Annotated in this window: 21 protein-coding genes; 17 read left to right on the forward strand and 4 right to left on the reverse strand. The window is 64.9% G+C overall.

Features of this window, described 5'->3' with window-relative positions; all coding sequences use genetic code 11:
* Window positions 1–53: 53 nt before the first annotated feature.
* The 8 genes from LFT46_RS19335 to LFT46_RS19370 all read left to right on the forward strand — a co-directional run bounded on the left by LFT46_RS19335 (window position 54) and on the right by LFT46_RS19370 (window position 8,983).
* A complete protein-coding gene (locus LFT46_RS19335; protein ID WP_236820742.1) occupies window positions 54–1,580 on the forward strand; it encodes a sugar ABC transporter ATP-binding protein in 1,527 nt (508 codons plus the stop codon).
* Between the two features lie 10 nt (window positions 1,581–1,590).
* On the forward strand, window positions 1,591–2,574 hold the full coding sequence (locus tag LFT46_RS19340) for an ABC transporter permease (RefSeq protein WP_236820743.1): 984 nt from the start codon (window positions 1,591–1,593) through the stop codon (window positions 2,572–2,574).
* 83 nt (window positions 2,575–2,657) lie between these two features.
* Entirely contained in the window at window positions 2,658–3,977 is a 1,320-nt protein-coding gene (locus LFT46_RS19345; protein WP_236820744.1) for a methylhydantoinase, read from the forward strand.
* Window positions 3,974–5,056, forward strand: coding sequence for a DUF917 domain-containing protein (locus LFT46_RS19350; protein ID WP_236820745.1), 1,083 nt, complete (start codon window positions 3,974–3,976; stop codon window positions 5,054–5,056). The genes LFT46_RS19345 and LFT46_RS19350 overlap by 4 nt, the downstream gene beginning before the upstream one ends.
* Window positions 5,049–6,596, forward strand: coding sequence for a helix-turn-helix domain-containing protein (locus LFT46_RS19355; protein ID WP_236820746.1), 1,548 nt, complete (start codon window positions 5,049–5,051; stop codon window positions 6,594–6,596). Before LFT46_RS19350 ends, LFT46_RS19355 begins: the two co-directional genes overlap by 8 nt.
* On the forward strand, window positions 6,580–7,035 hold the full coding sequence (locus LFT46_RS19360; RefSeq protein WP_175316924.1) for a GAF domain-containing protein: 456 nt from the start codon (window positions 6,580–6,582) through the stop codon (window positions 7,033–7,035). Before LFT46_RS19355 ends, LFT46_RS19360 begins: the two co-directional genes overlap by 17 nt.
* Before the next feature lie 33 nt (window positions 7,036–7,068).
* A complete protein-coding gene (locus tag LFT46_RS19365; protein WP_236820747.1) occupies window positions 7,069–8,355 on the forward strand; it encodes a metal-dependent hydrolase family protein in 1,287 nt (428 codons plus the stop codon).
* 151 nt (window positions 8,356–8,506) lie between these two features.
* The gene (locus tag LFT46_RS19370) at window positions 8,507–8,983 is read left to right on the forward strand and encodes a YbhB/YbcL family Raf kinase inhibitor-like protein (protein WP_236820748.1); all 477 of its coding nucleotides are present in this window, start codon (window positions 8,507–8,509) and stop codon (window positions 8,981–8,983) included.
* Between the two features lie 87 nt (window positions 8,984–9,070).
* Here LFT46_RS19370 and LFT46_RS19375 read toward each other — a convergent pair whose 3' ends face one another.
* Window positions 9,071–10,120 carry an LLM class flavin-dependent oxidoreductase gene (locus LFT46_RS19375; RefSeq protein ID WP_236820749.1) on the reverse strand — a complete coding sequence of 350 codons (1,050 nt, stop codon included), beginning with the start codon at window positions 10,118–10,120 and terminating at the stop codon, window positions 9,071–9,073.
* Window positions 10,121–10,261: 141 nt separating this feature from the next.
* Between LFT46_RS19375 and LFT46_RS19380 the strand changes: the two genes are divergently transcribed.
* The 4 genes from LFT46_RS19380 to LFT46_RS19395 all read left to right on the forward strand — a co-directional run bounded on the left by LFT46_RS19380 (window position 10,262) and on the right by LFT46_RS19395 (window position 14,278).
* Complete coding sequence (locus LFT46_RS19380) at window positions 10,262–11,206, forward strand: alpha/beta fold hydrolase (RefSeq protein ID WP_236820750.1); 945 nt, start codon at window positions 10,262–10,264, stop codon at window positions 11,204–11,206.
* A gap of 181 nt (window positions 11,207–11,387) precedes the next feature.
* Window positions 11,388–12,446 (forward strand): LacI family DNA-binding transcriptional regulator, encoded by a 1,059-nt coding sequence (locus LFT46_RS19385; protein WP_236820751.1) that lies wholly within the window; start codon window positions 11,388–11,390, stop codon window positions 12,444–12,446.
* Window positions 12,447–12,559: 113 nt separating this feature from the next.
* On the forward strand, window positions 12,560–13,324 hold the full coding sequence (locus LFT46_RS19390; protein WP_236820752.1) for an SDR family oxidoreductase: 765 nt from the start codon (window positions 12,560–12,562) through the stop codon (window positions 13,322–13,324).
* Between the two features lie 21 nt (window positions 13,325–13,345).
* Window positions 13,346–14,278 carry a 3-keto-5-aminohexanoate cleavage protein gene (locus LFT46_RS19395; protein ID WP_142132304.1) on the forward strand — a complete coding sequence of 311 codons (933 nt, stop codon included), beginning with the start codon at window positions 13,346–13,348 and terminating at the stop codon, window positions 14,276–14,278.
* 80 nt (window positions 14,279–14,358) lie between these two features.
* On the opposite strand, the gene LFT46_RS19400 is transcribed toward LFT46_RS19395, so the two are convergent.
* On the reverse strand, window positions 14,359–14,883 hold the full coding sequence (locus tag LFT46_RS19400; protein WP_236820753.1) for a YbhB/YbcL family Raf kinase inhibitor-like protein: 525 nt from the start codon (window positions 14,881–14,883) through the stop codon (window positions 14,359–14,361).
* A 282-nt stretch (window positions 14,884–15,165) separates the two neighbouring features.
* On the opposite strand from LFT46_RS19400, the gene LFT46_RS19405 reads away from it, so the two are divergent.
* Window positions 15,166–16,134, forward strand: a complete 969-nt coding sequence (locus LFT46_RS19405) for an IS481 family transposase (RefSeq protein WP_236799412.1) — start codon at window positions 15,166–15,168, stop codon at window positions 16,132–16,134.
* Here LFT46_RS19405 and LFT46_RS19410 read toward each other — a convergent pair.
* The gene (locus LFT46_RS19410) at window positions 16,131–16,625 is read right to left on the reverse strand and encodes a nucleoside deaminase (RefSeq protein WP_236820754.1); all 495 of its coding nucleotides are present in this window, start codon (window positions 16,623–16,625) and stop codon (window positions 16,131–16,133) included. The two genes, LFT46_RS19405 and LFT46_RS19410, sit on opposite strands and share 4 nt — an antisense overlap.
* Before the next feature lie 53 nt (window positions 16,626–16,678).
* Here LFT46_RS19410 and LFT46_RS19415 point away from each other — a divergent pair, with 53 nt between their 5' ends.
* The gene (locus tag LFT46_RS19415; RefSeq protein ID WP_236820755.1) at window positions 16,679–16,945 is read left to right on the forward strand and encodes a YciI family protein; all 267 of its coding nucleotides are present in this window, start codon (window positions 16,679–16,681) and stop codon (window positions 16,943–16,945) included.
* 13 nt (window positions 16,946–16,958) lie between these two features.
* On the opposite strand, the gene LFT46_RS19420 is transcribed toward LFT46_RS19415, so the two are convergent.
* The gene (locus LFT46_RS19420; RefSeq protein ID WP_236820756.1) at window positions 16,959–17,876 is read right to left on the reverse strand and encodes an intradiol ring-cleavage dioxygenase; all 918 of its coding nucleotides are present in this window, start codon (window positions 17,874–17,876) and stop codon (window positions 16,959–16,961) included.
* Window positions 17,877–18,033: 157 nt separating this feature from the next.
* Here LFT46_RS19420 and LFT46_RS19425 point away from each other — a divergent pair, with 157 nt between their 5' ends.
* The 3 genes from LFT46_RS19425 to LFT46_RS19435 all read left to right on the forward strand — a co-directional run bounded on the left by LFT46_RS19425 (window position 18,034) and on the right by LFT46_RS19435 (window position 21,694).
* Window positions 18,034–19,077, forward strand: a complete 1,044-nt coding sequence (locus tag LFT46_RS19425; RefSeq protein ID WP_236820757.1) for a LacI family DNA-binding transcriptional regulator — start codon at window positions 18,034–18,036, stop codon at window positions 19,075–19,077.
* 230 nt (window positions 19,078–19,307) lie between these two features.
* Complete coding sequence (locus tag LFT46_RS19430) at window positions 19,308–20,768, forward strand: extracellular solute-binding protein (protein ID WP_236820758.1); 1,461 nt, start codon at window positions 19,308–19,310, stop codon at window positions 20,766–20,768.
* On the forward strand, window positions 20,765–21,694 hold the full coding sequence (locus tag LFT46_RS19435) for a carbohydrate ABC transporter permease (protein ID WP_236800168.1): 930 nt from the start codon (window positions 20,765–20,767) through the stop codon (window positions 21,692–21,694). Before LFT46_RS19430 ends, LFT46_RS19435 begins: the two co-directional genes overlap by 4 nt.
* The last annotated feature ends 1 nt before the right edge of the window (window position 21,695 follow it).

Genomic DNA, 21,695 nt, shown 5'->3' on the forward strand with positions numbered 1-21,695 from the left:
CTTCGGCCCCGGGGACCCTGGCCCTAAGTTCCCTTCCATTTCCAGAGGTCAACATGGCTATAGAACAGTTGGAAAAACCCGGGCATGCCAGCCGGAGGACCGCCCCCGAAATCACCGTCTCCGGGATCGGCAAGCGCTATGGTGCAACGCAGGTGCTGAAGGACGTCACACTGTCGGTAATCCCCGGGGAGATCCACGGCATCATGGGGGAAAACGGCGCAGGAAAGAGCACGCTGCTCAAAATCCTGGGCGGTGCCATCACAGCGGACTCCGGCACCATGGAATTGGACGGACATCCGGTCAGGATCACGACACCCCGGGACGCCATCTCACACGGGATTTCCCTTATCTCGCAGGAGCTGGCGCTGATCCCCAATCTGTCAGTGCTGGAGAATGTCTTCCTGGGCCGCTGGTCGAACAGGGGAAGCCTCCTCTCCCCCAACAGGGACAGCGAGCACTTTGCCCGGCTGCTGGAAGAGACCGGTTTTGAGCTGGACCCGAGGGCGACGGTGGGGAACCTGCCCATCGGACAACAGCAACAGGTGGAAATCCTGAAAGCCCTTGCCCGCGGGGCAAAGGTGCTGTGCATGGACGAACCCACAGCAGTCCTTAACGAGGCGGAGAAGGAAAAACTCCTGCAGGTCGTCAAACGGCTGGCCCGCGCCGGAACCACCGTCCTGATCGTCTCCCATTACCTGGAGGAAGTCCTGGGACTGGTGGACCGGTTGACCATTCTGCGCGACGGACAGCACATCGTCACCGAAGAGGCCGCCGGCCATACGCCGGAGTCGCTGGTGCGGCTCATGGTCGGCCGGGAGGTCGACTTCCTCATCCCGGACATTCCGCAGGTTCCGTCCGAAGCCGAGACGGTTGTCCGGGTAGCCGGATTGACCAGTGCCAAGGTCAAGGACATATCTTTTGAGGTCCGCCGCGGGGAGATCCTGGGCATCGCCGGGCTGGTGGGCAGCGGCCGCAGCGAAACCCTCCTCGCAGTTTTCGGTGCAGACCGGACCACCGGCGGCCACGTCGAAATCAACGGCCGCCGCATCCGCCCCAGCTCCATCAGGGACGCCATCAAAGCCGGTATCGCCCTCATTCCCGAGTCGCGGAAAGAACAGGGTCTGGTCATGTCCCGCCCGGTGGCCGAGAACATCGCCCTCTCCACTCTGCCCGCACGCTCCTGGGCCGGCTTCGTCAAGGCCCAGCGGGAAAGGACGGCCGTCAAGGACGTCAGCAAGTCCGTTGACCTGCGCGGCGCCCGCCCCGGTCAGCCGGTAGCCAACCTTTCCGGCGGGAACCAGCAGAAGGCACTTTTCGCCAAATGGCTGTTGAACCCTCCGGCGGTGCTCCTGGTGGATGAACCCACCCGGGGAGTGGACATCGCCGCCAAGGCCCGGATCCACAGCATCATCGTCGAACTGGCCGCGAAGGGCACAGCAGTCATCGTGGTCAGCTCCGAGCTCGAGGAAGTGCTCGGCCTGTCCCACCGTATCCATGTCATGAGGCACGGGCGCATCGTTGCCGAGTTCGACCGAAACGCCTCCCGCGACGAAGTCATGACTTCCGCTTTTCTGAAATAGGTGAATCCACATGACCACAACGTCAGTTGCCGTGCCCTCGACGGCAGAGAAAAAATTCAATCTGAACTTCAAAGACTTCGGGATCGTTTTTGGCCTGGCCGCCATCATGCTGTTCCTGGCCCTGAACACCGGAACGTTCCTTACGGGCCGCAACTTCATCAACCTGTTTGACCAGGCCGCCGTGGTGGGCCTGCTCGCCGCGGCAGCCACGCTGTGCATCATCAGCGGGGTCTTTGACCTCTCCTCCACCGCCACCCTCGCGGTCTCCGCCATCTCGGGCGTGATGATCACCCAGCAATTCGGCGTTGCGGCCGGTTTCTTCGGGGCGTTGCTGGTGGGTGCCCTGCTGGGGACGATCACCGGGCTGATCGTGGTCAGCACAAGGGTCAATTCGTTCATCGGGACACTGGCGGTGAGCATCATTTACCGGGGCCTGGCGATCGTGATCACCGGCGGCGCGATTGTTGCACCGCTGCCTGAGCAGCTCGCTTCCTTCCAGACCTGGACCTGGCCCAGCCTCTTCGGCCTCACCGCCGGTTCAGTCTTGATGCTGGCGATGACCACCGTGCTGGGCATCGTTCTGTGGCGCACCACATTCGGACGCAGGATCTACGCAGTAGGCGGGAACCAGGAAGCCGCCCGCCTCAGCGGCATCCGGACCGGCTCCATCCACGTTGCGGTCTTCGCCATCAGCGGCCTGTGCTCGGCAATGGCCGGAATGATCCTGGCCTCGCGTGCGGGCTCGGCGCAGCCGGCCATGGCCATCGGCATCGAACTCACCGCCATCGCCGCTGTGGTCATCGGCGGCACCAGCATCCTGGGCGGGCAGGGCGCCATGTGGAGGGCCTTCGTGGGAGTCATGATCCTCACCGTCATCAGCAACGGCTTCAACCTGCTGCACTGGGATACCACCTACCAGCAAGTGGTCACGGGCGTCCTCATCCTGCTGGCCGTAGCAGCCGATGGACTGTTCTTCCGCAAATCCACCAGATGACCGTCCAGGGTGGACCCTAGAGATATGACATGGATGTATCGCGGGGCTGGGGCCCGGCAGGAACTTGAACAGGAGGCCCGGCAATGCGGGTAGGACTGATGCTCCAGGGCAGCAGTTGCCGGGCGCTCGTCCTGGAGGGACGCTCCGTCGTCTCGGTGGCGGAACAGCGGCAGGCCGGCAGCCTGGCTGACGCACTGGACAGCGTCCTGTCCTCCTTGCGCCTGCAGTTCGGAAGCCTGATCACAGACGTAACGGCCGACGTCGGACGCGTCCTCGCCGCGGCCCAGCCGGGAGACGTCATGGCTGTCCACATCTCTCCCCGTCCTCCGGCGGACCAGTTCCACAACACGAGGTTGCCGGCGAGCATTGAGCCTGCAGTCACCAGGACCGTGCATGTCCGCGGCGGCCACGACCTGCGGGGACGGCCGCTGGCACCGCTGGGCCTTAACCAGTTCCTGCTGGAACTGCCCTCCATCCTGTCCGGGGGCATGCGGAACGTAGCCATCACCGCCGTCGGCTCCACTGCCTCCGCCGAGCACGAAACCCGCATCGCGGATGCCATCCTGTCCAACAACAGCGACATGCGGATCAGCATCTCCAGTGATTTCTACTCGAGCGTGTTCCGCGACCGTGACTACACAGCCGTCCTTAACAGCGCCCTGATGGAATCAGGCGAAGAGCTGGCGGCAATGCTGGAAGAGGCCGGGAGGCGCCACTTCCCCGCCGCCGCACTGTCCTATGCAAGGAACGACGGCGGCCGGGCGCCCCTGGCACGGCTGGCGGTAGCCCCCGTGCATGCGCTCCGCCCGGAACCTGCCATGGCGATCCTCGGCGCGGCAACGCTGGGCGGGCTGTGCGACGGCGAAGTGGTTGTCTGCACCGACGAGGGTGTCAGTGTGGGCACCATCCGCAGCGGCCTGCCCGTTGCCCACAGCCTTATCCGGCAAGGCTATGAAGCAAGCCTCGCCACCAACGCGGCGATCGCGGAACCGTACACGGCCAACCATCCGGTCCGGCCCGACATCCCCTCAGTGGTCGTCGACATCCGCACCAGCCAGGACACGCCGCCTGAACACGGCCTGCTGCCAACACTTCCGGGTGTCCCGGACCTGAGCCTCATAGGCTGCGCCGCTACACCGCTGACAGCGTGGATCGACAGGCTCGAGAGGGTCAGCGGACAGGCCGAACTGCAGCGGGTTCAGCACCGGGCTGAGGAGGAAGCCGGCTCGGCTGTAGTGCAGTTGGGTGCCGGCCCTACAGACACCCGCATCATCGAATCGAACGTCTTCGCCATGCCTTACGGGAACCCCGGAATCGTTCGGATCCGGGTCCGGGCTGCTGGCGGAACGTCCAGCTCCGAGGAGAACCCGTTTGCCGGCCAGGCCCTGGGGGTCACGGCATGAGCACCATCCTCAGCCCCGAAGACGTGGGGCACCTGAGTACCGGCGCCCATTTCCTGGCCTGCGCCATCGATCCCACCGCCATCCACGTCTACGCCGGCATGATCCAGGAGGCGATGCAAGACAGGTCCGTGGAGCTCATCACCGTGGACGAGCTCGCCCCGGATGACCTGGTGGTGGCTGTCGGCATGGTGACCCAAGGCTTGTTCATTGCTGATATGCCACCCGTAGGAGACGAATTCACCGGCTGTATCGAGGCGATCGAAACCAGGCTCGGGCGCAAAGTGGGGGCAATTTATTCACTCGCCGCTGCCAACATCAACGGAATCCTTCCGCTGATGGTGGGGCTGCAGTCCTCCCTTCCTGTGATCGACTCCGATCCCATGGGGCGCGTCTTTCCGCTCATCAGCCAGACCACGTTGAACATCGGCGGGGTGGCTATCGGCCCCATAGCGCTTATGGGAGTAACCGGCGAGCGCGCCGTGGTGGAGGCAGCTGATCCGCAGCGCGCCGAGACGCTGGTCCGCGCACTTGTCACCGAGCTGGGTGGTTGGGCCGCCACCGTGATGTATCCATGCTCCGCGCGGCAGCTGGCAGAGCACGGGGTCCACGGATCCGTCAGCCGCATGATCCGCATAGGTCAGATCCTCGACGCCGACACGTCGGCTGAGAGCAAATTCCTGTCACTTTCCGACTTCCTGGGCGTGACCCGGATTGCACGGGCGCGGGTGAGCCACATCGAAGGCCTTTCACGCCCAACCGACCTGGGCCTTCCGGCCCAACCCTCGAGCGTGACGCTCGTGGATGAAACCACCGGGCAGATCATCCGGCTGGAGATCCAGAATGAGATTTTGCTGGTGCTCGTGGACGGTGCCGTAGCGGCAGCTGTCCCCGACATGGTGACCCTGCTCAACTCCGAGCACGGCTCTGTGGCCAGCCTGGAAGACCTTCGGGTGGGCAACGTGGTGGATGTGCTCAAACTCAATGCCGCCCCGCAATGGTATTCGGAGGCGGGGCTGGACCTGGCCGAACCGGCGGCGTTCGGCATCCCGCTCAAGCATCCGAGGCGGCGTCATGGTTAGGCCGATGAAGGACACCCGGCTCGACGTTGCGGGGCTGCTGGCGCACGGGTCGCTGCGAGGCACCACGGCGCTGTACCTCACCCCCGCCAGCGCAGTGATCGAAAGCGTCGTTCTGGTCTCCCAGCTTGAGGCGATCCAGCGGGTGCGGCCGAATACGGTTGTGGTCCTGTCTGCAGAAATGGGCTCTGGTGGATGGCTCGTATCCGCCGCCCTCAGGCATGCCTGGGAACGGCGGGCCAGCGCCGTCGTCGTGGCCGGAAGCACATATTCCAGCGCCGTGATCGGCCTGGCTGAACGGCTGGGCATCACCCTGCTGGCGTCGGAAGGAAACCCTGCCGGAGTCGCGTTGGCCTTGGCCGCCGAGATCGGCGCCGCCCTGTCCGTGGTGGATGCGGAGCTCGCCCGGTTCGCCCGGGCGGTGGCCAAGGACAGCACGCTGACTGACGTGCTCAGTACCATCTCCGGGGAACTGGACGGGGTGGGCGTCTCGCTGGAATACGATGGCGTGGTCCTCGCCTCAGCCGGTATGGACCCGCGGGACCAGGCCGAGGTCATCACGGTTGACGTGGGGGCTGCCAACGCCGCCGTCCCTTCCGCCCTCACCGCGCGCGTACCCGCCTCCGGTGTCCATAACCTGCGGCTGGTCCGTTCAATCCTGGAAGTCGCTGCCCCTTCCGTCAAGGCCGCATGGTTGATGGGCGACTCCCGGGACGCGGCCCGTGCCGTCCCCACCGCGGCACTGGCCGGGCTGAACCAAAGCCGCGGTTCTTCCGGCGCAACCTTCGAGGAAGACCACCGGCACCTCCTCTCACAGCTGGGCTGGCGCCGGCACGAACGATACGTGGCCGTATGGATCTGCCATGGTGACTCCAACACATCTGGTCCCGACCTGACAGCTGTGCTGAGGCTGCTCTGGCGAAAGGTAGCTGCACGCAGCCCCTTGGCCAAGGTCGACGGCGGCTGGCTAGCGCTTGTTCCGGCCGCCCACGAGTCAGTTGTTGCACAGCTCGAACTACGGCTCAAGACACGGCTCCGGCCTGCCCTGGCCGAGCTGGGCCTGGTGGCCGGGTTGTCCCGCTGGGTGGAGGAGGCTCCGCCGCTTCCGTCCGTCATTCAGGAGGCGCGGCTGGCAGCAGTCTCCGCCCAGTCTGCTGGACAGGGCACAGTCCTGGGCTTCGCCGGCCTGGGCGTAGCGGCCGCAACCGCATTCGTGGATCAGGACGCCGTGGCACTGGTGGCTGAACTGACCCTGCCGCGGCTAATGACCAGTCCTGACAGGGACGCGATAGTGGCTGCGGCAGCGGCGTTCCTTGACCACCGCAGCTCGGTCAGCCTCGCTGCGGCGGCGCTCGATGTGCACCGCAACACCCTCCAGGCCCGGCTGGGCCGTGCCCGGGAGCTGGGCGTCCCCTTGGACAATCCGTCCGAGTTGCTGTCCGTCCACCTGATCCTCAACGTACTGCGGGCCGCGGCACACGAGAAACAGACTTTCAAAGATCCTCACGAAACCAGAAAGGACTCCCATGAGTTCCCAGTTTGAATCCTTCGACGACGTCTACGCTTCCGCCCGGGACACTGTGGGCGTCCGTCTCTTCACCGCCTCCGTCATCGCCGACGAAGGCACCAGCATGGCGCGCATCTACACCACGCACCCCGAGGTCTACCCGGTTGGCGGAAAGAAGACCCTCGCGGGAGACACCAATCCGGTCTGGCTGGAGCAGGTCCTGATCGGCCAGCAGCCGTTCCTGGGCGCTGACCGGGAAGCGGTCAAGGCTTTCTTCTTCGACTCCGGAACCATCGAATCGCTGGGGTGCGGCGCGATTGTCAATGTTCCGGTGGTGAGCGGCGGCCGCACCATCGGCTCCATGAACTTCCTGGCCCCTGAAGGCAGCTATGACCAGTCTTCCGTGGACGCCGCCGTAGAGGTGGCGTCACGCTCTGTCCGGCTCCTCGAAGATGCTCTGGCAGCCACCAGCTAGCCTGCGTCCTGAAACAGGAAGGAAACACTGCACATGATCCCCAACTCTGAGGGAAACCTGACCATACGGAACGCCAGGATCTTCGACGGCGAATCAGCCGTACTCGTTGAAGGCTCCATCATCGTCCGGGATGGCAGGATCACCGCCATAGGCGACGCCGAAGCAGGCGGCGGCGCCGGGTCCGCCGTAGAAACCGTCGTCGACGCGGGCGGCCGGGTGGTGATTCCCGGCCTCATCGATGCCCACTTCCATGCCTATGCGCTCAGCCTGACTTCTGCCGTCAACGAAACCGGCCCCTTGAGCTACTCCGCGCTGGCAGGTGCCCGCAGACTTGAGGCCGCGCTCGTCAGGGGCTTCACCTCAGTCCGGGACGTGGCGGGGGGTGACATAGGCCTTGCAACCGCTATCGAGGAAGGGCTGTATCCCGGTCCGCGCTACTTCTTTACCGGTCCCGCGCTGAGCCAGACCGGAGGTCACGGGGACATCCGCGCTGCGAACGACGGAAGCTGCTTCCATGGCGGCCACATGTGCGAGGTGGTGGACGGCGTTGAGGACTTGCTGCTGGCGGTGCGCCACCGATTCCGGACCGGCGCCACCGCCATCAAACTGATGACCTCCGGAGGGGTGATCTCCCCGGTGGATCCGATCCGTGTGCCGCAGTACAGTGCGGCCGAGATCCAAGTGGTCACAGAAGAGGCATCCCGGCGTGGCAGTTACGCCACGGCGCACGCCTACTCGCCGGAAGCCATCCGCCATTCTGTGCTGAACGGGGTCCGCTGCATCGAACACGGCAACCTCCTGGATGTTGAAACCGCCCGGCTCATGGCGGAGCACGACGTCTACCTCGTGCCCACGTTGGTGACGTATGACGCCATGGGCCGCCGCGGAGCCGAAATCGGCCTTACCGAGGTGGGCGCCGCCAAGAACCAGGAGGTCCTGGCTGCCGGCAAGAAGGCCGTCACTCTGGCGCGCGACGCCGGGGTCCGGATTGGCTTTGGCACCGACCTCATGGGGGAGCTTGAGGATGAACAGCTGGCCGGGCTTCGCCTGCAGTGCGAAGTGCTGGGTGTCTACGACGCGCTCCGCTCTGCGACCTCAACGAACGCGGCACTGCTCCGGCGCGACGACCTGGGCCGGATCGCGGAGGGGGCGTGCGCGGACTTGGTGATATTGGACGGCGATCCCTTCGAGGAGCCCTGTGTGCTCTGGGACGGAAGCCGGAACCGCACCGTCATAAAGGCCGGCCGCGTTGTCCCCTCCGGTAGCCTTCCGGCCGGTCCTGCCATGGTGGACCAGGCCTATAGCGGCGCCTCCGCGTGACGGCAGAGACCACCGCCCAGACACCATCACCGGAGCCCATCAACCCACCCTTTGGGGAATACACGGACCGTCAACCAATTAACGAGGAGCACAACACGTAAAGACATCCCGTGACCCTTACAAGGAACTTCCCCAGCTTCCGGAATTTCAGGTGACCAGCGCCGACATCGAGGACGGTCAGACGCTTTCCCCGGCACAGCGCAGCGGCAAGATGGGCATTGAAGGCGGCCAGGACCGGTCCCCGCAGCTGTCGTGGTCAGGCTTTCCTGCCGAGACCAAGAGCTTTGCGGTCACCGTCCTGGACCCCGACGCGCCCACCGGAAGCGGTTTCTGGCACTGGGCTGCCTTTAACCTGCCGGCGTCCACCACCTCCCTGTCTTCCGGTGCAGCGGAGACCGGGCTTCCCGAGGGTGCTGTGCAGTTGGCGAACGACGCAGGCTTCCCCGGCTTCGTGGGCGCAGCGCCGCCCTCAGGCCACCGCGTGCACCACTACCACGTGGTTGTACACGCGCTGGATGTGGAGAAGCTCGACGTCCCCGCTGAAGCCAGCCCCGCCTACCTGGGGTTCAACGTCTTTTCGCGCGGCATTGGCCGCGCACGGCTGGTCGGTACTTACGAGCAGCCCTGACCCCATTCCGCGCGGTGCAGGTGCACGTCCGGTTCCGGGCGTGCACCTGCGCGTTTCACGTGGTGATGGACAGGGCAAGACCGCCGCCTACGACGCCGAGTGATCGCTCCCCGGAGTCCAGCCCAAGGCTGGCCCCAGCTTTCCGGCAATGTCGGTAAGGATCTGCACATAGTCCTCGTGGTCGAAGCTGAATGGCAGGGCGAACGCCACCTCGTCCACCTCCTGGAAGCCTGCGTGCGCGTAGAGCTGTTCAGCGATCTCCTCACTGGTGCCGATTAGGTCAGCCGCGAACATTATGCCCCTCGGCCCCTGCGGAGCAGCAGTGCGGGGAGTGCGTTCGTCGACATACCGCTGGTACTTCTCCCGCTGGGCAGGAGTCGCCGAGTCGGTGGGGATCACCACCAGGCCCTGGGACACCCGCGCCCCAGCATGCCCGGCGGCAGCAGCCGCCTCCCGGAACGCCCGGATCTGCGACTGCTGAACGAGGGCAAAGCCCGGCTCCTGGTCCTTGTCCGGGAAGATCACGCTGCTGGACAGCAGGTTGAAGCCACTTGAACCTGCCCACACGGCTGACTTCATGCTGCCGGCCCCGTACCAAAGGCGCTCCCGCAGCCCGGGCGAGTGCGGCTCCACGCGGTTGGAGAACTCCTCCACCACGCCCTGCTTGCCGGAAAACTCCCGCACCGGCTCCCCGGCAACCAAACGTGCGAACCGCTCCACCCGGGCGTAGCTGAAGTCCTCCACGTCCGCGGTATCCGGGTACAGCTCATGCTTCACCGTGTCGTACTGCATCGGCTCCCCTACGCTCACGCCCGGATTGATGCGTCCTCCGGCGAGCAGATCCACCGTGGCCAGATCCTCGGCCAGGCGCAGCGGATTCTCCCAGCCCAGCGGCGTCACGGCGGTACCCAGCTCAATCCGGGACGTGCGCTGGCTCGCCGCCGCCATCACCGCCACCGGAGATGAGATTCCGAACTGCAGGTGCCGGTGGCGCAACCAGGCACTGTCGAACCCCAGCCGCTCCCCCAGCTCAATGATCCGCAGCGTGGACTCATGGCCCGCGGCCGGATCAGCAGGGTCAAACAGCCCAATGGTGAGGAACCCAAGCTTGCGCAGGGGACGGTCGGGGTGCGGCATCGGCTTCCTTCAAGCGGGGGACGTGGCTGAGTTCAGACTAGGCGGAAGCCCCGTAAATGAACCAGCAATCATTGACGCACATGACGGCATTGTGATTAGGCTCACCTCAAGCCAGCGACGGCGCCGGCATGGGAGGAAGATATGTCACTGCAGGAAATCGAGTTCACGTCCGCCAACGGCCGCGACACCATCCAGGCGTGGGTCTACGAACCCATCGGGCAGCCCAAGGCCATCGTGCAGCTGATCCACGGGCTCGGCGAGCACTCCCGCCGCTATCTCCACCTCATCTCCACCCTGGTGGATGCGGGATTCATCGTGGTGGCAGGCGACCACTCCGGGCACGGGCGCACAGCCATGCAGCAGGGCACCTGGGGCGATGCCGGCGAGGACGCCGCCAGCGTGGTGGTTGCGGACGAGGTCACCCTGCAGGCCAAGGCCCGGGAAGCACTCCCCCAGCTCCCGTACGTGGTGTTCGGACACAGCTGGGGATCCATGATCGCCCGCGCCCTGGCCACCGACCCGCAGGCGCAGCTCTCCGGCCTGATCCTCTGCGGCATCGCCGCCCAGATGCGCGGCATCGAGAAGATGGTTGACCGGCCGGAACTGGCGCGGCTTGCCTCCGGCGAGCGCGCCGCCGAGCCCGCGCCCCAGGAACTGGTGGCCCAGCTGTTCGACGGCTTCCTGGGCCGCTTCGGCGAGGGTGCCGGCCCCACCGCCTGGGTGGCCCTGGACGCAGACGTCGTGACCGACCACGGCAGGGACCCCTTCAACAACTTCGGCGCACCGCTCAGCGCCCGCTTCCTGCAGGGCTTCGTAGACCTCTACGACCAGGTAACCTCCGACGACTGGTACAAACAGCACCCCGCGGAACTCCCCGTCCTGATCCTCGCCGGCGACCAGGACCCCGTCACCAACTACGGCGAAGGCGCCTACCACGTGGCCAACCGCCTGGCGGACACGGGCCACGCCGACGTCCGCACCCGCGTCTTCCCCGGCGTCCGCCACGAGGTCCACAACGAACCCACCACCCGCGCCGAGACGGAGCGCGAGACGGTCGAGTTCATCCAGCGGGTAGCGGGCAGCTGACGGTCCCACAAGCACCTCCCACGGAAGGTACGACGGCGGCACTCACCGTGCCGCCGTCGTCGTGCCTTCCAGCAGTAGCACCTCAAACTACTTAACGTTGCTTAACGGTGAAGCGCGCTCCTACTGTAATTGACGTCACAAGGACACCGCGGATGCACGTCAATGGAGAGGGGGCGGTGGGGTGAGCGGCCATAAAGTCAGCAGAACCTCCGGGCCCCGCCCCGCGCCGGTTTCCGCCGCCGCTGTTGCGCGCGCAGCAGGCGTTTCCCCAGCCACAGTCTCCTACGCGCTGAACGGCAAGGGTGGTGTGTCGGTCGAAACCCGGCGGCGCATCATCGGCGTGGCGAATGAACTGGGGTTCAGGCCCCGTAAGTCGTCTTCATCTTCTGATCCGCTGCGGACCCGTGTCGTGGGGCTGATCCTGCCCAACATCATCAATCCCATGTATCCCCGGTGGGCCCAGGGCATCATCTCCGCAGCCGCCGAATCCGGATACGAAGTGTTCGTGGCAACCACGCAGGACGACGCGGCCACGCTCGCACAGGTCACCGCCACGCTCGCGAACCGCAACGTGGACGGCGTCATCCTCGCCGCCGCCCTGCGGGAGGACGCCACCGCCTTACGCACCCTGCGGACTGCCCGGATCCCCTACGTCTGCCTGTCCCGAAGGGCCGACTTCCTGCAAGGCGACTTCGTGGGCATTGATGACGATGCCGCGGCAAGCATGCTGATGGAACACATGCTCGGCCACGGTTACACGGACATTGCCACCGTAGTGGGACCGCGCTTCTCCACGGCGTCCCTCACCCGTGAGCAGGCCTTCGTCCGCACCGCGGCTGCTGCGGGCGTCACTATCAGCGGCGAGTGGAAAATCAGCACCCGCGTCAACAACGAAGGTGGCCGGCTGGCAGCGGAACGGCTGTTTTCCCAAGCCAGGGCGCCCCGCGCCGTGGTATGCGGCAGCGACGAGCTCGCCATCGGCGTCATGGAATACGCGCTCGACCGCGACCTGCGCATCCCCGAGGATGTGGCGGTCGCGGGGTGCGACGGGCTGGCCCACAGCCGTTCCGGGTTGATCAACCTGACGAGCATCGTCCAGCCGCAGCAGGAGATGGCCCAGGAGGCATTCGCCATGCTGCTCCGCAGGATCGAAGCCCCGTCCAACACCTACAGCTCTTTGATTTGTCCGCACCGCATCCACATCGGGAGAACGTGCGGGTGTAACGCACCGCCCGCCTAACCGCCCGTCCACTTCACCAGCCAGAGCACCGGCATCCATTGCCGGCGCCGTGATCCCGCACGCCCAAAGTGGTCCTCGCCCACCCGGGCGGGCCCGATACACAAGGAAACATCATGGATTTCAGCTCAAAACGCGTCCTGGTTACCGCCGGCGCAAACGGCATCGGCCTGGTCATTGCCACCAAATTCAAGGCCCACGGGGCCAGCGTGTTCGTGACGGACATTGACCCCGACGCCGTCGAGAAAGCGCGTGCCGAGGGCTTCCACGCCGCCGTCAGTGACGTATCGGATGAATCGCAGGTCCAGGACCTCATGGCGATGATCCAGGGCGAATCCGGCGGGCTTGATGTCCTGGTCAACAATGCTGGGATTGCCGGACCAACCGGTCCAATCCAATCCCTCGACAGCGCGGACTGGAAGGCGACGTTCGACGTCAACATCCATGGACAGTTCTACTGCATCAAGCACGCCGTTCCACTCCTGCGCTCCGCACAAGAGGCATCAATTATCAACCTGTCGTCGGCGGCCGGCCGCCTGGGCATGGCCGGCCGGAGCGCGTACTCGGCCTCCAAGTGGGCGGTGATCGGGTTGACCAAGACCCTAGCGATCGAGCTCGGGGCAGAGGGAATCCGGGTCAACGCCATCTGCCCCGGCGCCGTCAACGGTCCGCGCATCGATGCGGTCATCGCGGCCAAGGCGGGCATGCTGGGCGAGCCCGTGGACACCGTCTCTTCCCTGTACCGCAGCCAGTCGTCGCTGGGCCGGCTCATTGAAGCCGAGGACATCGCAAACATGGCCCTCTTCGCCGCCAGCGACATGGCGCGCAACGTCAACGGCCAGGCCCTGGCCGTTGACGGAAACACCGAAAAGCTCTACTAAGACCCCGAAAGGAAACGTCCCATGGCAGCAACACGCAAGGTCATCATCACCAGCGCCGTTACCGGCGCCATCCACACCCCCTCCATGTCGGAACACCTGCCCGTCACGCCCCAGGAAATCGCTGATGCGGCCATTGGCGCCGCTGAAGCAGGAGCGGCCATCGTGCACATGCACGCCCGCGATCCGCGGGACGGGCGCCCATCGCAGAATCCCGAGCACTTCGAGCCCATCCTGGACAAGCTCAAGCGGAACACCGACGCCGTCATCAATATCACCACCGGCGGGTCACCGCACATGACCGTCGAAGAGCGCATGCAGCCGGCGGCCCTGTTCAAGCCCGAGCTTGCCTCGCTGAACATGGGGTCCATGAACTTCGGGCTCTACCCGATGCTGGACCGGTTCAAGGACTTCACCCACGAGTGGGAACGCGAAGGGCTGGTGAAGAGCCGCGACCTGGTTTTCAAGAACACCTTCCAGGACATCGAGACCATCTTGGAGATCGGGAATGCCAACGGGACGCGCTTTGAGTTCGAGTGCTACGACATTTCCCATTTGAACAACCTGGCCCACTTCCATGCCCGTGGCCTGGCCAAGGGACCGCTGTTCGTCCAGTCCGTCTTCGGCCTGCTCGGCGGCATCGGGGCACACCCCGAGGACCTGATGCACATGCGGCGCACCGCGGACCGGCTCCTGGGCGACGACTACCAGTGGTCCATTCTTGGCGCCGGCAAGAACCAGATGCCGCTTGCCACGATCGGCGCAGCCATGGGCTCCCACGTCCGGGTGGGGCTGGAGGACTCGCTGTGGATCGGCCCGGGCCAGCTGGCTCGCTCAAATGCCGAGCAGGTCACCCGCATCCGCACCATTCTCGAAGCGCTCAACTTTGAAATTGCAACGCCTGATGAAGCCCGCCAGATGCTGGGCCTCAAGGGCAGGGACAACGTCGGATTCTGACCGGTACGTTGTGTTCGGGACGCCCTTCGGGGCCGGCCACATTCTCCTGCTGCGCCTGCAGAATGTGGCCGGCTGTTCCGTTATTGGACTTCGAATGTGGCGGTGAGCCGGGCCCGTCCAATGGCCTGGCTGAAGAGCTGGAAGCCGAGGTAGGCGGGGCTTGCATCGGCAGGGATGTCGAGTAACTCGACATCCACTGCGTGAACCACGAAGTGGTAGTGGTGGGGACCGTGTCCTTCGGGAGGAGCCGCGCCCACGAAGCCCCGGAAGCCGGCGTCGTTCATCAGTTGCACCGCAGGCCCGGGCAGGCCCGCCTCGGCAGCACCCGACGGAAGGGAGGTAGTGGACGCCGGCAGGTTGAAGGCTGCCCAGTGCCAGAACCCGCTGCCGGTGGGAGCGTCCGGATCCAGGACCGTCACGGCAAAGCTCTTGGTCTCCGGCGGGAACCCCTCCCAGGCAAGTGCCGGAGACCGGTCTTCTCCGCCGTCGACTCCCATCTTCCCGCTCGCTTGGGCCGCAGGGAGCGCCTGCCCGTCCTGGATCTCTGGGCTGGACAACGAGAATTCAGGAAGCTGGGGAAGTGCGGCATACGGATCGTGGGACATCTCTTGATTACCTCTCCTGACAACGGGATGGGAACTGCCGGCATAACGCGGTTGGAACGGGTTGCCTGCTGCACACTCTAACGCCCAGTCCAGTGGATGAATTCGATTCCTTGGAGTGGAACCGCTGATGCCCTGGAGCCCGGTGGGACGGCGCCGGCAAGCAACAGCCCTAGCTGTATTGACCACGGAGGTTAGGAACATGCGGCGTGGTTAGGTGACAAAAAGAAGACCTCCAAGTGGAGTGGGGCTTGTCTAAGAGTCCGATCCACAAGGAGGTCTTCAATGTCCCATGCTAACGCGCTTCTGACGCCGAAAGGACGGCTCCGGCTGGCCCGGTGCATCGTCGATGACGGGTGGCCGCTGCGCCGTGCTGCTGAGCGGTTCCAGGTGTCGGTGACGACCGCAGCGCGGTGGGCGGCCCGTTACCGGGAGCACGGGGAGCACGGGACGGGTGATCGTTCCAGCCGGCCCATCAACTCCCCGCGTCGGACCTCCACGCGGCGGGAGCGGCGGATCGTCGCGATCAGAGTCAACCGGCGCTGGGGCCCGGCACGGATCGGCTATCTGCTGGGCATTCACCCCTCCACGGTGCACCGGGTGCTGTCCCGGTTTGGGCTGGCGAGGCTGGCGTGGATGGACCGGGCCACGGGCCGGGTGATTCGCCGGTACGAGCACCACAGCCCCGGGGACCTGGTCCACGTCGACATCAAGAAACTTGGACGGATCCCTGACGGCGGCGGACACCGCAGTGTCGGCAGGGCCGCCGGAAACCGGAACAAGACCGGTACCGCGGCGAACCGGAGACCGGGTCACGCCTTCTTGCACAACGCCGTCGATGATCACTCCAGGCTCGCCTACACGGAGATCCTGACCGATGAGAAAAAGGACACTGCGGCCGGATTCTGGGAACGCGCCAATGCCTACTTCGAGTCCCACGGGATCACTGTCAAACGGGTCCTGACCGATAACGGATCCTGCTACCGCTCCTACGCATTCAAAGACGCTCTGGGCCCGGACATCAAGCACAAACGCACCCGCCCCTACAGGCCTCAGACAAACGGCAAAGTCGAGCGCTACAACCGCACCATGCTCGACGAATGGGCCTACGCCCGTCCCTACGCCTCCGAGGCCGAGCGTGTTGCCGCTTTCGCCGACTGGCTCCATCATTACAATCATCATCGAGGCCACACCTCACTCAACGGTCAGCCACCGGCCAGCCGCGTCACCAACCTCTCAGGTCAATACACCTAGCCGGCGGGCTCCTCGGCGATGTCCTCCGCCCACAAATCCGGGTTGTCCTTCTGGAATGTCCGCATCATGTCCACACAGCGTGGATCGTCCAGGACCACCACCTCAACACCACGTGAGCGCAGAAGGTCGAACTCGCCGTCGAACGTTCTCGCCTCACCCACCACCACGCGCGGGATCTTGAACTGGATGATGGTTCCCGTGCACATCGCACAGGGGGCCAGGGTGGTGTACAGCGTGGTGTCCCGGTAGCTCTTCTGCCGGCCGGCCGCACGCAGGGCGGACATCTCCCCGTGCGCTATGGGGTCGCCGCTCTGGACGCGTTCGTTGTGCCCGCTCGCGATGACCACACCGTCGCGGGCCAGGGCCGCCCCGATCGGAATACCGCCCTCTTGGAGGCTCTTTTGGGCAGCCTGGTAAGCGGCTTCGAAGGCGGGGTCGGAGGTTGGCTGCGCTTCTGATTCCACGGCGGACGGCTCAGTTGGATGGGTCATGCGGTCATTCTTGCATGAGCCCAGGTGGTAAGTTCTGCCGCATGGAATGTGTGGTGCTGTACACAGTGCGGGAGGGCATCGATCGCTCCCGGATCATGGAGACCTTCCCCCGCCACAAGGCCTACTACGAGGCGTTCCACGCTGACGGCGGCGGCCTGGTGGCTCTGGGCGCATTCGGGACTCCGGATCCGGCTGCCAGCTCGATGGGGATCTTTACGTCGCGTCAGGAAGCCGAACGTTTCGTCGCCGGGGACCCTTTCGTGACGGAAGGGCTGGCCGAGCCACGGCTCCTGGAATGGAACGCCGTGCACCTCGGCTAGGCAAAGCGCGGCATCAGATTGTCAGGTTGAGCCCGGCTGTATATCCGGCCGCGGCTGAACCGGTCATCGTTGCCAACTGGTAGATGCCGCCGTCGTCGCCGAACACGTTGTCCGACTTCAGCGTTGTGCGGGTCATGTTCGTGATGCTGCGCTCGTACCCGGGGGTGGCGTACACGTCGTCGCAGGCTGCCTGCGGCAGGGCGATCTGGGAGACGGCCAGTACCTGCCCGGCAGCCGTTGCATTGTTCATCGATTCGAACACCTCGAAGTGGATGTGCGGCCAGCGCCCGGAGTAGGCGCCGGGGAAGATGGACGTAAACGTGACCTGCCCGTTGGCGTCGGCTTCCTGCACACCGCGGAGGTAGTTTTCGTTTTTCAGGCTGGAGTCATACATCGAATATTTCCCGTCCCGGTCGCAGTGCCACGCGTACACCGCGGCACCGGCCATCGGGGCGCAGCCGGTGGCGTTGTCCAGGAGGGTCAGCGTGAACGTCAGCGGAATGCCCTCTGCCTTGGCGGACGCGGTTCCGAAGCTTGAAGTGATGTCCCGGCGCACCACGCCGGACGCTTCCAGGACGTTCGGTCCGTTGGAGCCGTCGCCGGGGTAGGGGCCTGCGGTTTCCTGGGGGATTTCCACGCCGCACTCGGCGATGGCGCGCGTCAGGGTTGGCGTGGCGGTGGCGGCGTCCGTGGCAGAGCCAGCAGCGGAGGACGACGCTGCGGCCGTAGCCGTGGAGGTGGCTGACGAGGTGGACCCAACGTTTCCGGCCGGGATGCAGGCGGCGAGCGCGGCAGCCGCACCGCTTGCCCCCAGGAATAGTCCCAGGGACCTGCGGCTCACCAGGGTGTTCAGGTCGAATTCCAGGCCCCGGTCGTGATCGGGATGCGGCTGGTCAGAGTCGGACTGGCGGGGTGTGCGTGAAGTGTTCATGATCCAAGGAGACCCCGCGCAGATATGCCACGCACTGGTTATTGCTGTGCCCGTGCTGTGAGTCGATTGGCCGCTCTTCTGGTTCCGAAGCGCCGCATCTCGATAAGAGTCCCTCACACGAGTTAGCTAAGCTGGTCCGAGAGGCAAGGGGATGAGCATGGCCAAACGTAAGGCGACCGCACTGGATGTGGCAAAGCGGGCAGGAGTGTCCCGCAGCGCTGTGTCGCTTGTGCTTAATGGCAGGGCCCAGGGCAACGTCACGGCGGAACGGCAAGAGCGCGTCCTCCGTGCTGCGGCGGAGCTGGATTACACACCCAATTCCGTTGCCGTAAGCCTGCGCAACCAACAAACGTCAACTATCGGGGTCATCACGGATGACATCGTCACCAGCCCCTTCGCAGGCCGGTTGATCAGTGGCGCCTCCCGCACGGCCCTTGCCCGGGGATACATGGTCCTTGTTATTGATTCAGAGCACGACGTGTCCCGCGAAAGCACCGCGGCACAGCAACTCGCGCACCGGCAGGTGGACGGCATCATGTATGCGACAGGCAGCCTGCGCGAAGTGACCACCCCGGCAACGATGCGTACCTTGCCGGCGATACTTGCCAACTGCACTGACGCCGCCTCCCCGTTCCGCTCGGTCATCCCTGCAGAGGTCGACGGTGGACGTGCAGCCGCACAGCTGTTGATCGACCTGGGCCACCGCCGCATCACCCTGTTGACCGGTACCCTCAGCTCACCTGCCGCCCCGCAGCGGGAACAGGGTTACCGCGAAGCGATGGAAGAAGCCGGACTAGGCCGCGAACAACAACGCGTCCACCTGACCGGCTGGGACATCGATGACGGCTACCGGGCTGCGTCCGCTGTGCTGAGCGGCGGAGACCGGCCGACGGCGATCATCTGCTCCAACGACAGGGTAGCCACCGGTGTGTTGTTGTATGCGGCGGCCGCGGGACTGCGTGTTCCCCAGGATCTGTCCGTTGTTGGATACGACGATCAGCAGCATGTGGCCGCCAACCTTGTTCCCGCCCTCACCACCGTGGCACTTCCGCATGCCGAAATCGGAGCAACGGCCATGTCGATGCTCTTGGATGAGGTCGAAGGAAAGGCGCCCGCGGTAGAGACTCATGAGGGCGAAACGATCCTGGTGCCTTGCCGGATCATTACCCGGGCATCTACTGGCGCTCCCCCTGCTTCCTGATAGGGCAGTACCCCCGCGCCCCCGCTTCAGCTGACACTCTTCAGAATTCTGGGCGGGTTCCCCAATCCGGCCGCCCCGGCGGCATTGAGCTTGTTTTCCCCTGCCTACGGGTAAAGCCGTTCCCCGGGGATTCCCGCGCGCGACCCTTACAAAGTAATGGACGAAAAAGTTCTTGACACGTGTTAGGTACCGCTCCTAACCTACTTAACACGTGTTAGGAGGAGCCGACAATGACGTCTGAAAAGACACCGGGGCAGCAAGCCCCTTCGCATTCGCTGCTGTCCAGCAGCAAATTCTCACAACTCACCCGCCGTTCCATGCTGGGCCTGAGCGGACTCGCCCTGGCGGGTGCCACCGTGGGGGCCTGGCCCCGACTGACCGGCGCTGACATCCCGGGCCGGGGCAGCAAGGCCCTGAACATCGCCATCCTTGGAACGGCCGCGGATGCCGCGGGACGCCAGGGCCTGATCCAGGCCTTTACCGCCGCGCATCCGGACATTCCAGTGCAGCTGCAGGCTATCCAGGGTGCGGACTGGAAGGACTTCTTTTCCAAGATCCTGACCATGGTTGCTGCGGGAACACCGCCGGATGTCGTCTATGTCGCCACCGAAGGTGCCCAACTTTTCGCCGACAAGCTCGCCGAGCCTTTGGACAGTTATGTCCGCCGGGACGCCGCGGCGATGAGCGATTACTTTGACGACGTTCATCCCAGCCTGCTGGAAGCCTTCATGTACCAGGGAAGCCTGTACCAGCTTCCATTGGACTGGAACGCGGCGAACATGTACCTGAATACCACTACCTTCGCCCAGGCCGGGCTTGAGCGGCCAAAAGACGATTGGACGAAGGACGACTTCAGCGCCACCCTGCGGGCCCTGCGCAAGGCCCGCCCGGCTGATTTCACCCCCTATTACTGGACCAACCGGCTTTTCGGCGGGGTTGTGCCGTGGCTTTACGCCAACGACACCAGCTTCCTGTCCGAAACGAAGGCTCCCGGCGGGGACTGGCTTTGGGACCGCTTTTACCCCAACGACCCTGCCCGTGGCACCCGCGGCGGCGGGTATCAGTGGCTGGCTCCCAACGCCGAGGACGGGCGGGTTGTCGAAACCTTCGACTACCTGCGCGAACTGGTAGCCGAGGGACTCGGCGTGCGTCCCGAATCCGGGGGCGGCAACGCCCTGGTGGGCCTGTTCGGCAACAACCGCATCGGCACCACGCCGGCAGGTGGCTACTGGGCGCAGGGCCTGCATGAGGCGGGGATGACCGCCGACCAGTTCGATGTGCAGTTCTTCCCGCGCTGGCGGACCCAGCGGCACCAGTTCGGTGCTGCCGGCTACGCGATCATGCGCACGGCCAAAGACAAGGACGCTGCGTGGGAATGGGTGAAGTTCTGCTCCAGCCGCGAAGCGATGCAGCTGGCGATTCCGAAACCGAACACCACACCCACCCGCCGTTCGATGGTCAACGAGTCCTTCTACGCCGCCACTGGGCCCCGGCACTGGAAAGTCTTCTACGACACCCTGGACAGGTTCCCCACCTCCGGCCCGATCCCCGCCCCGCCGCAGCAGGCCGCCGTCGAGACTGCCCTGATGAAGAACGTCTCCACCGCGGTCAGCGGCAGCTCCGCCGATGTCCGGGCAGCGATGGGCAACCTGCAGCGCGACCTTGAACTGGCTCTGAGGAGGAACTCATGACCACCACTTCCGCCGCCCCACGGCAAACCGTGAAACCACCGGCCGTGCGCCGCTCCTTTGTCGAGCGATGGCTGGCGAGGATCTTCCTTGCTCCCACAGTGCTCGGGATGGCCCTTTTCACGTTCCTGCCGATCATCGCTTCGCTGGTCCTGGCCTTCTTCCGCTGGGACATCATCTCCGCGCCGCAGTTCGTCGGTTTCGCCAACTTCGCCTCACTGGCACAGGACCCCACCGTGCGGGTGTCCTTCCTGAACACCATCGGGTTCGTAGTTGTTGCAGTAATCCTTCAACTGGGCATCGCCCTTGGCCTGGCTTCCATGCTGCAGGCCAGGATGCCTTCCTGGCTGAGGGTGTTCCTCCGTTCCACCTTCTTCTTCCCGCTGGTCCTGTCCGCCGCATCGGTGTCCATCTTCATGCGGTACATGTTCAACGAACAGTTCGGCGTGGTGAACTGGCTCCTGTCGCTCGTCGGGATTCCCGCTGTGCCGTGGCTGACAAGTCCCGCGGCGTCTGCCGCCGTCGTGGTCCTGGTCTACGTGTGGCAGAACTTCGGGTTCTCCTTCCTGCTCTTCCTCGGCGCCCTCACCAACATCCCGAAAGAACTGCATGAAGCAGCGAACCTGGATGGCGCCACGGGCTGGAAACAGTTCAGCAATGTGACTCTTCCATTGATCAGCCCCACTGTGCTCGTGGCCTCTGTCATGGCCATCATCAGTGCCCTGCAGGTCTTCGACCAGCCGTATGTCCTGACCAACGGCGGTCCCGGCGATTCCACCCGGACCGCCGTCATGGTGATTTTTGAATCCGCTTTCCAGCAGCTGGAGTTCGGCAAAGCCTCTGCCATCGGCCTGGTACTCACCGTGCTGATCCTTGCCGTCACAGCCCTGCAATTCCGCCTTAGCCGCCGCTTCGTCTTCTACCAGTGAG

This window comes from Arthrobacter sp. FW306-07-I, from assembly GCF_021800405.1.
Lineage (GTDB): Bacteria > Actinomycetota > Actinomycetes > Actinomycetales > Micrococcaceae > Arthrobacter.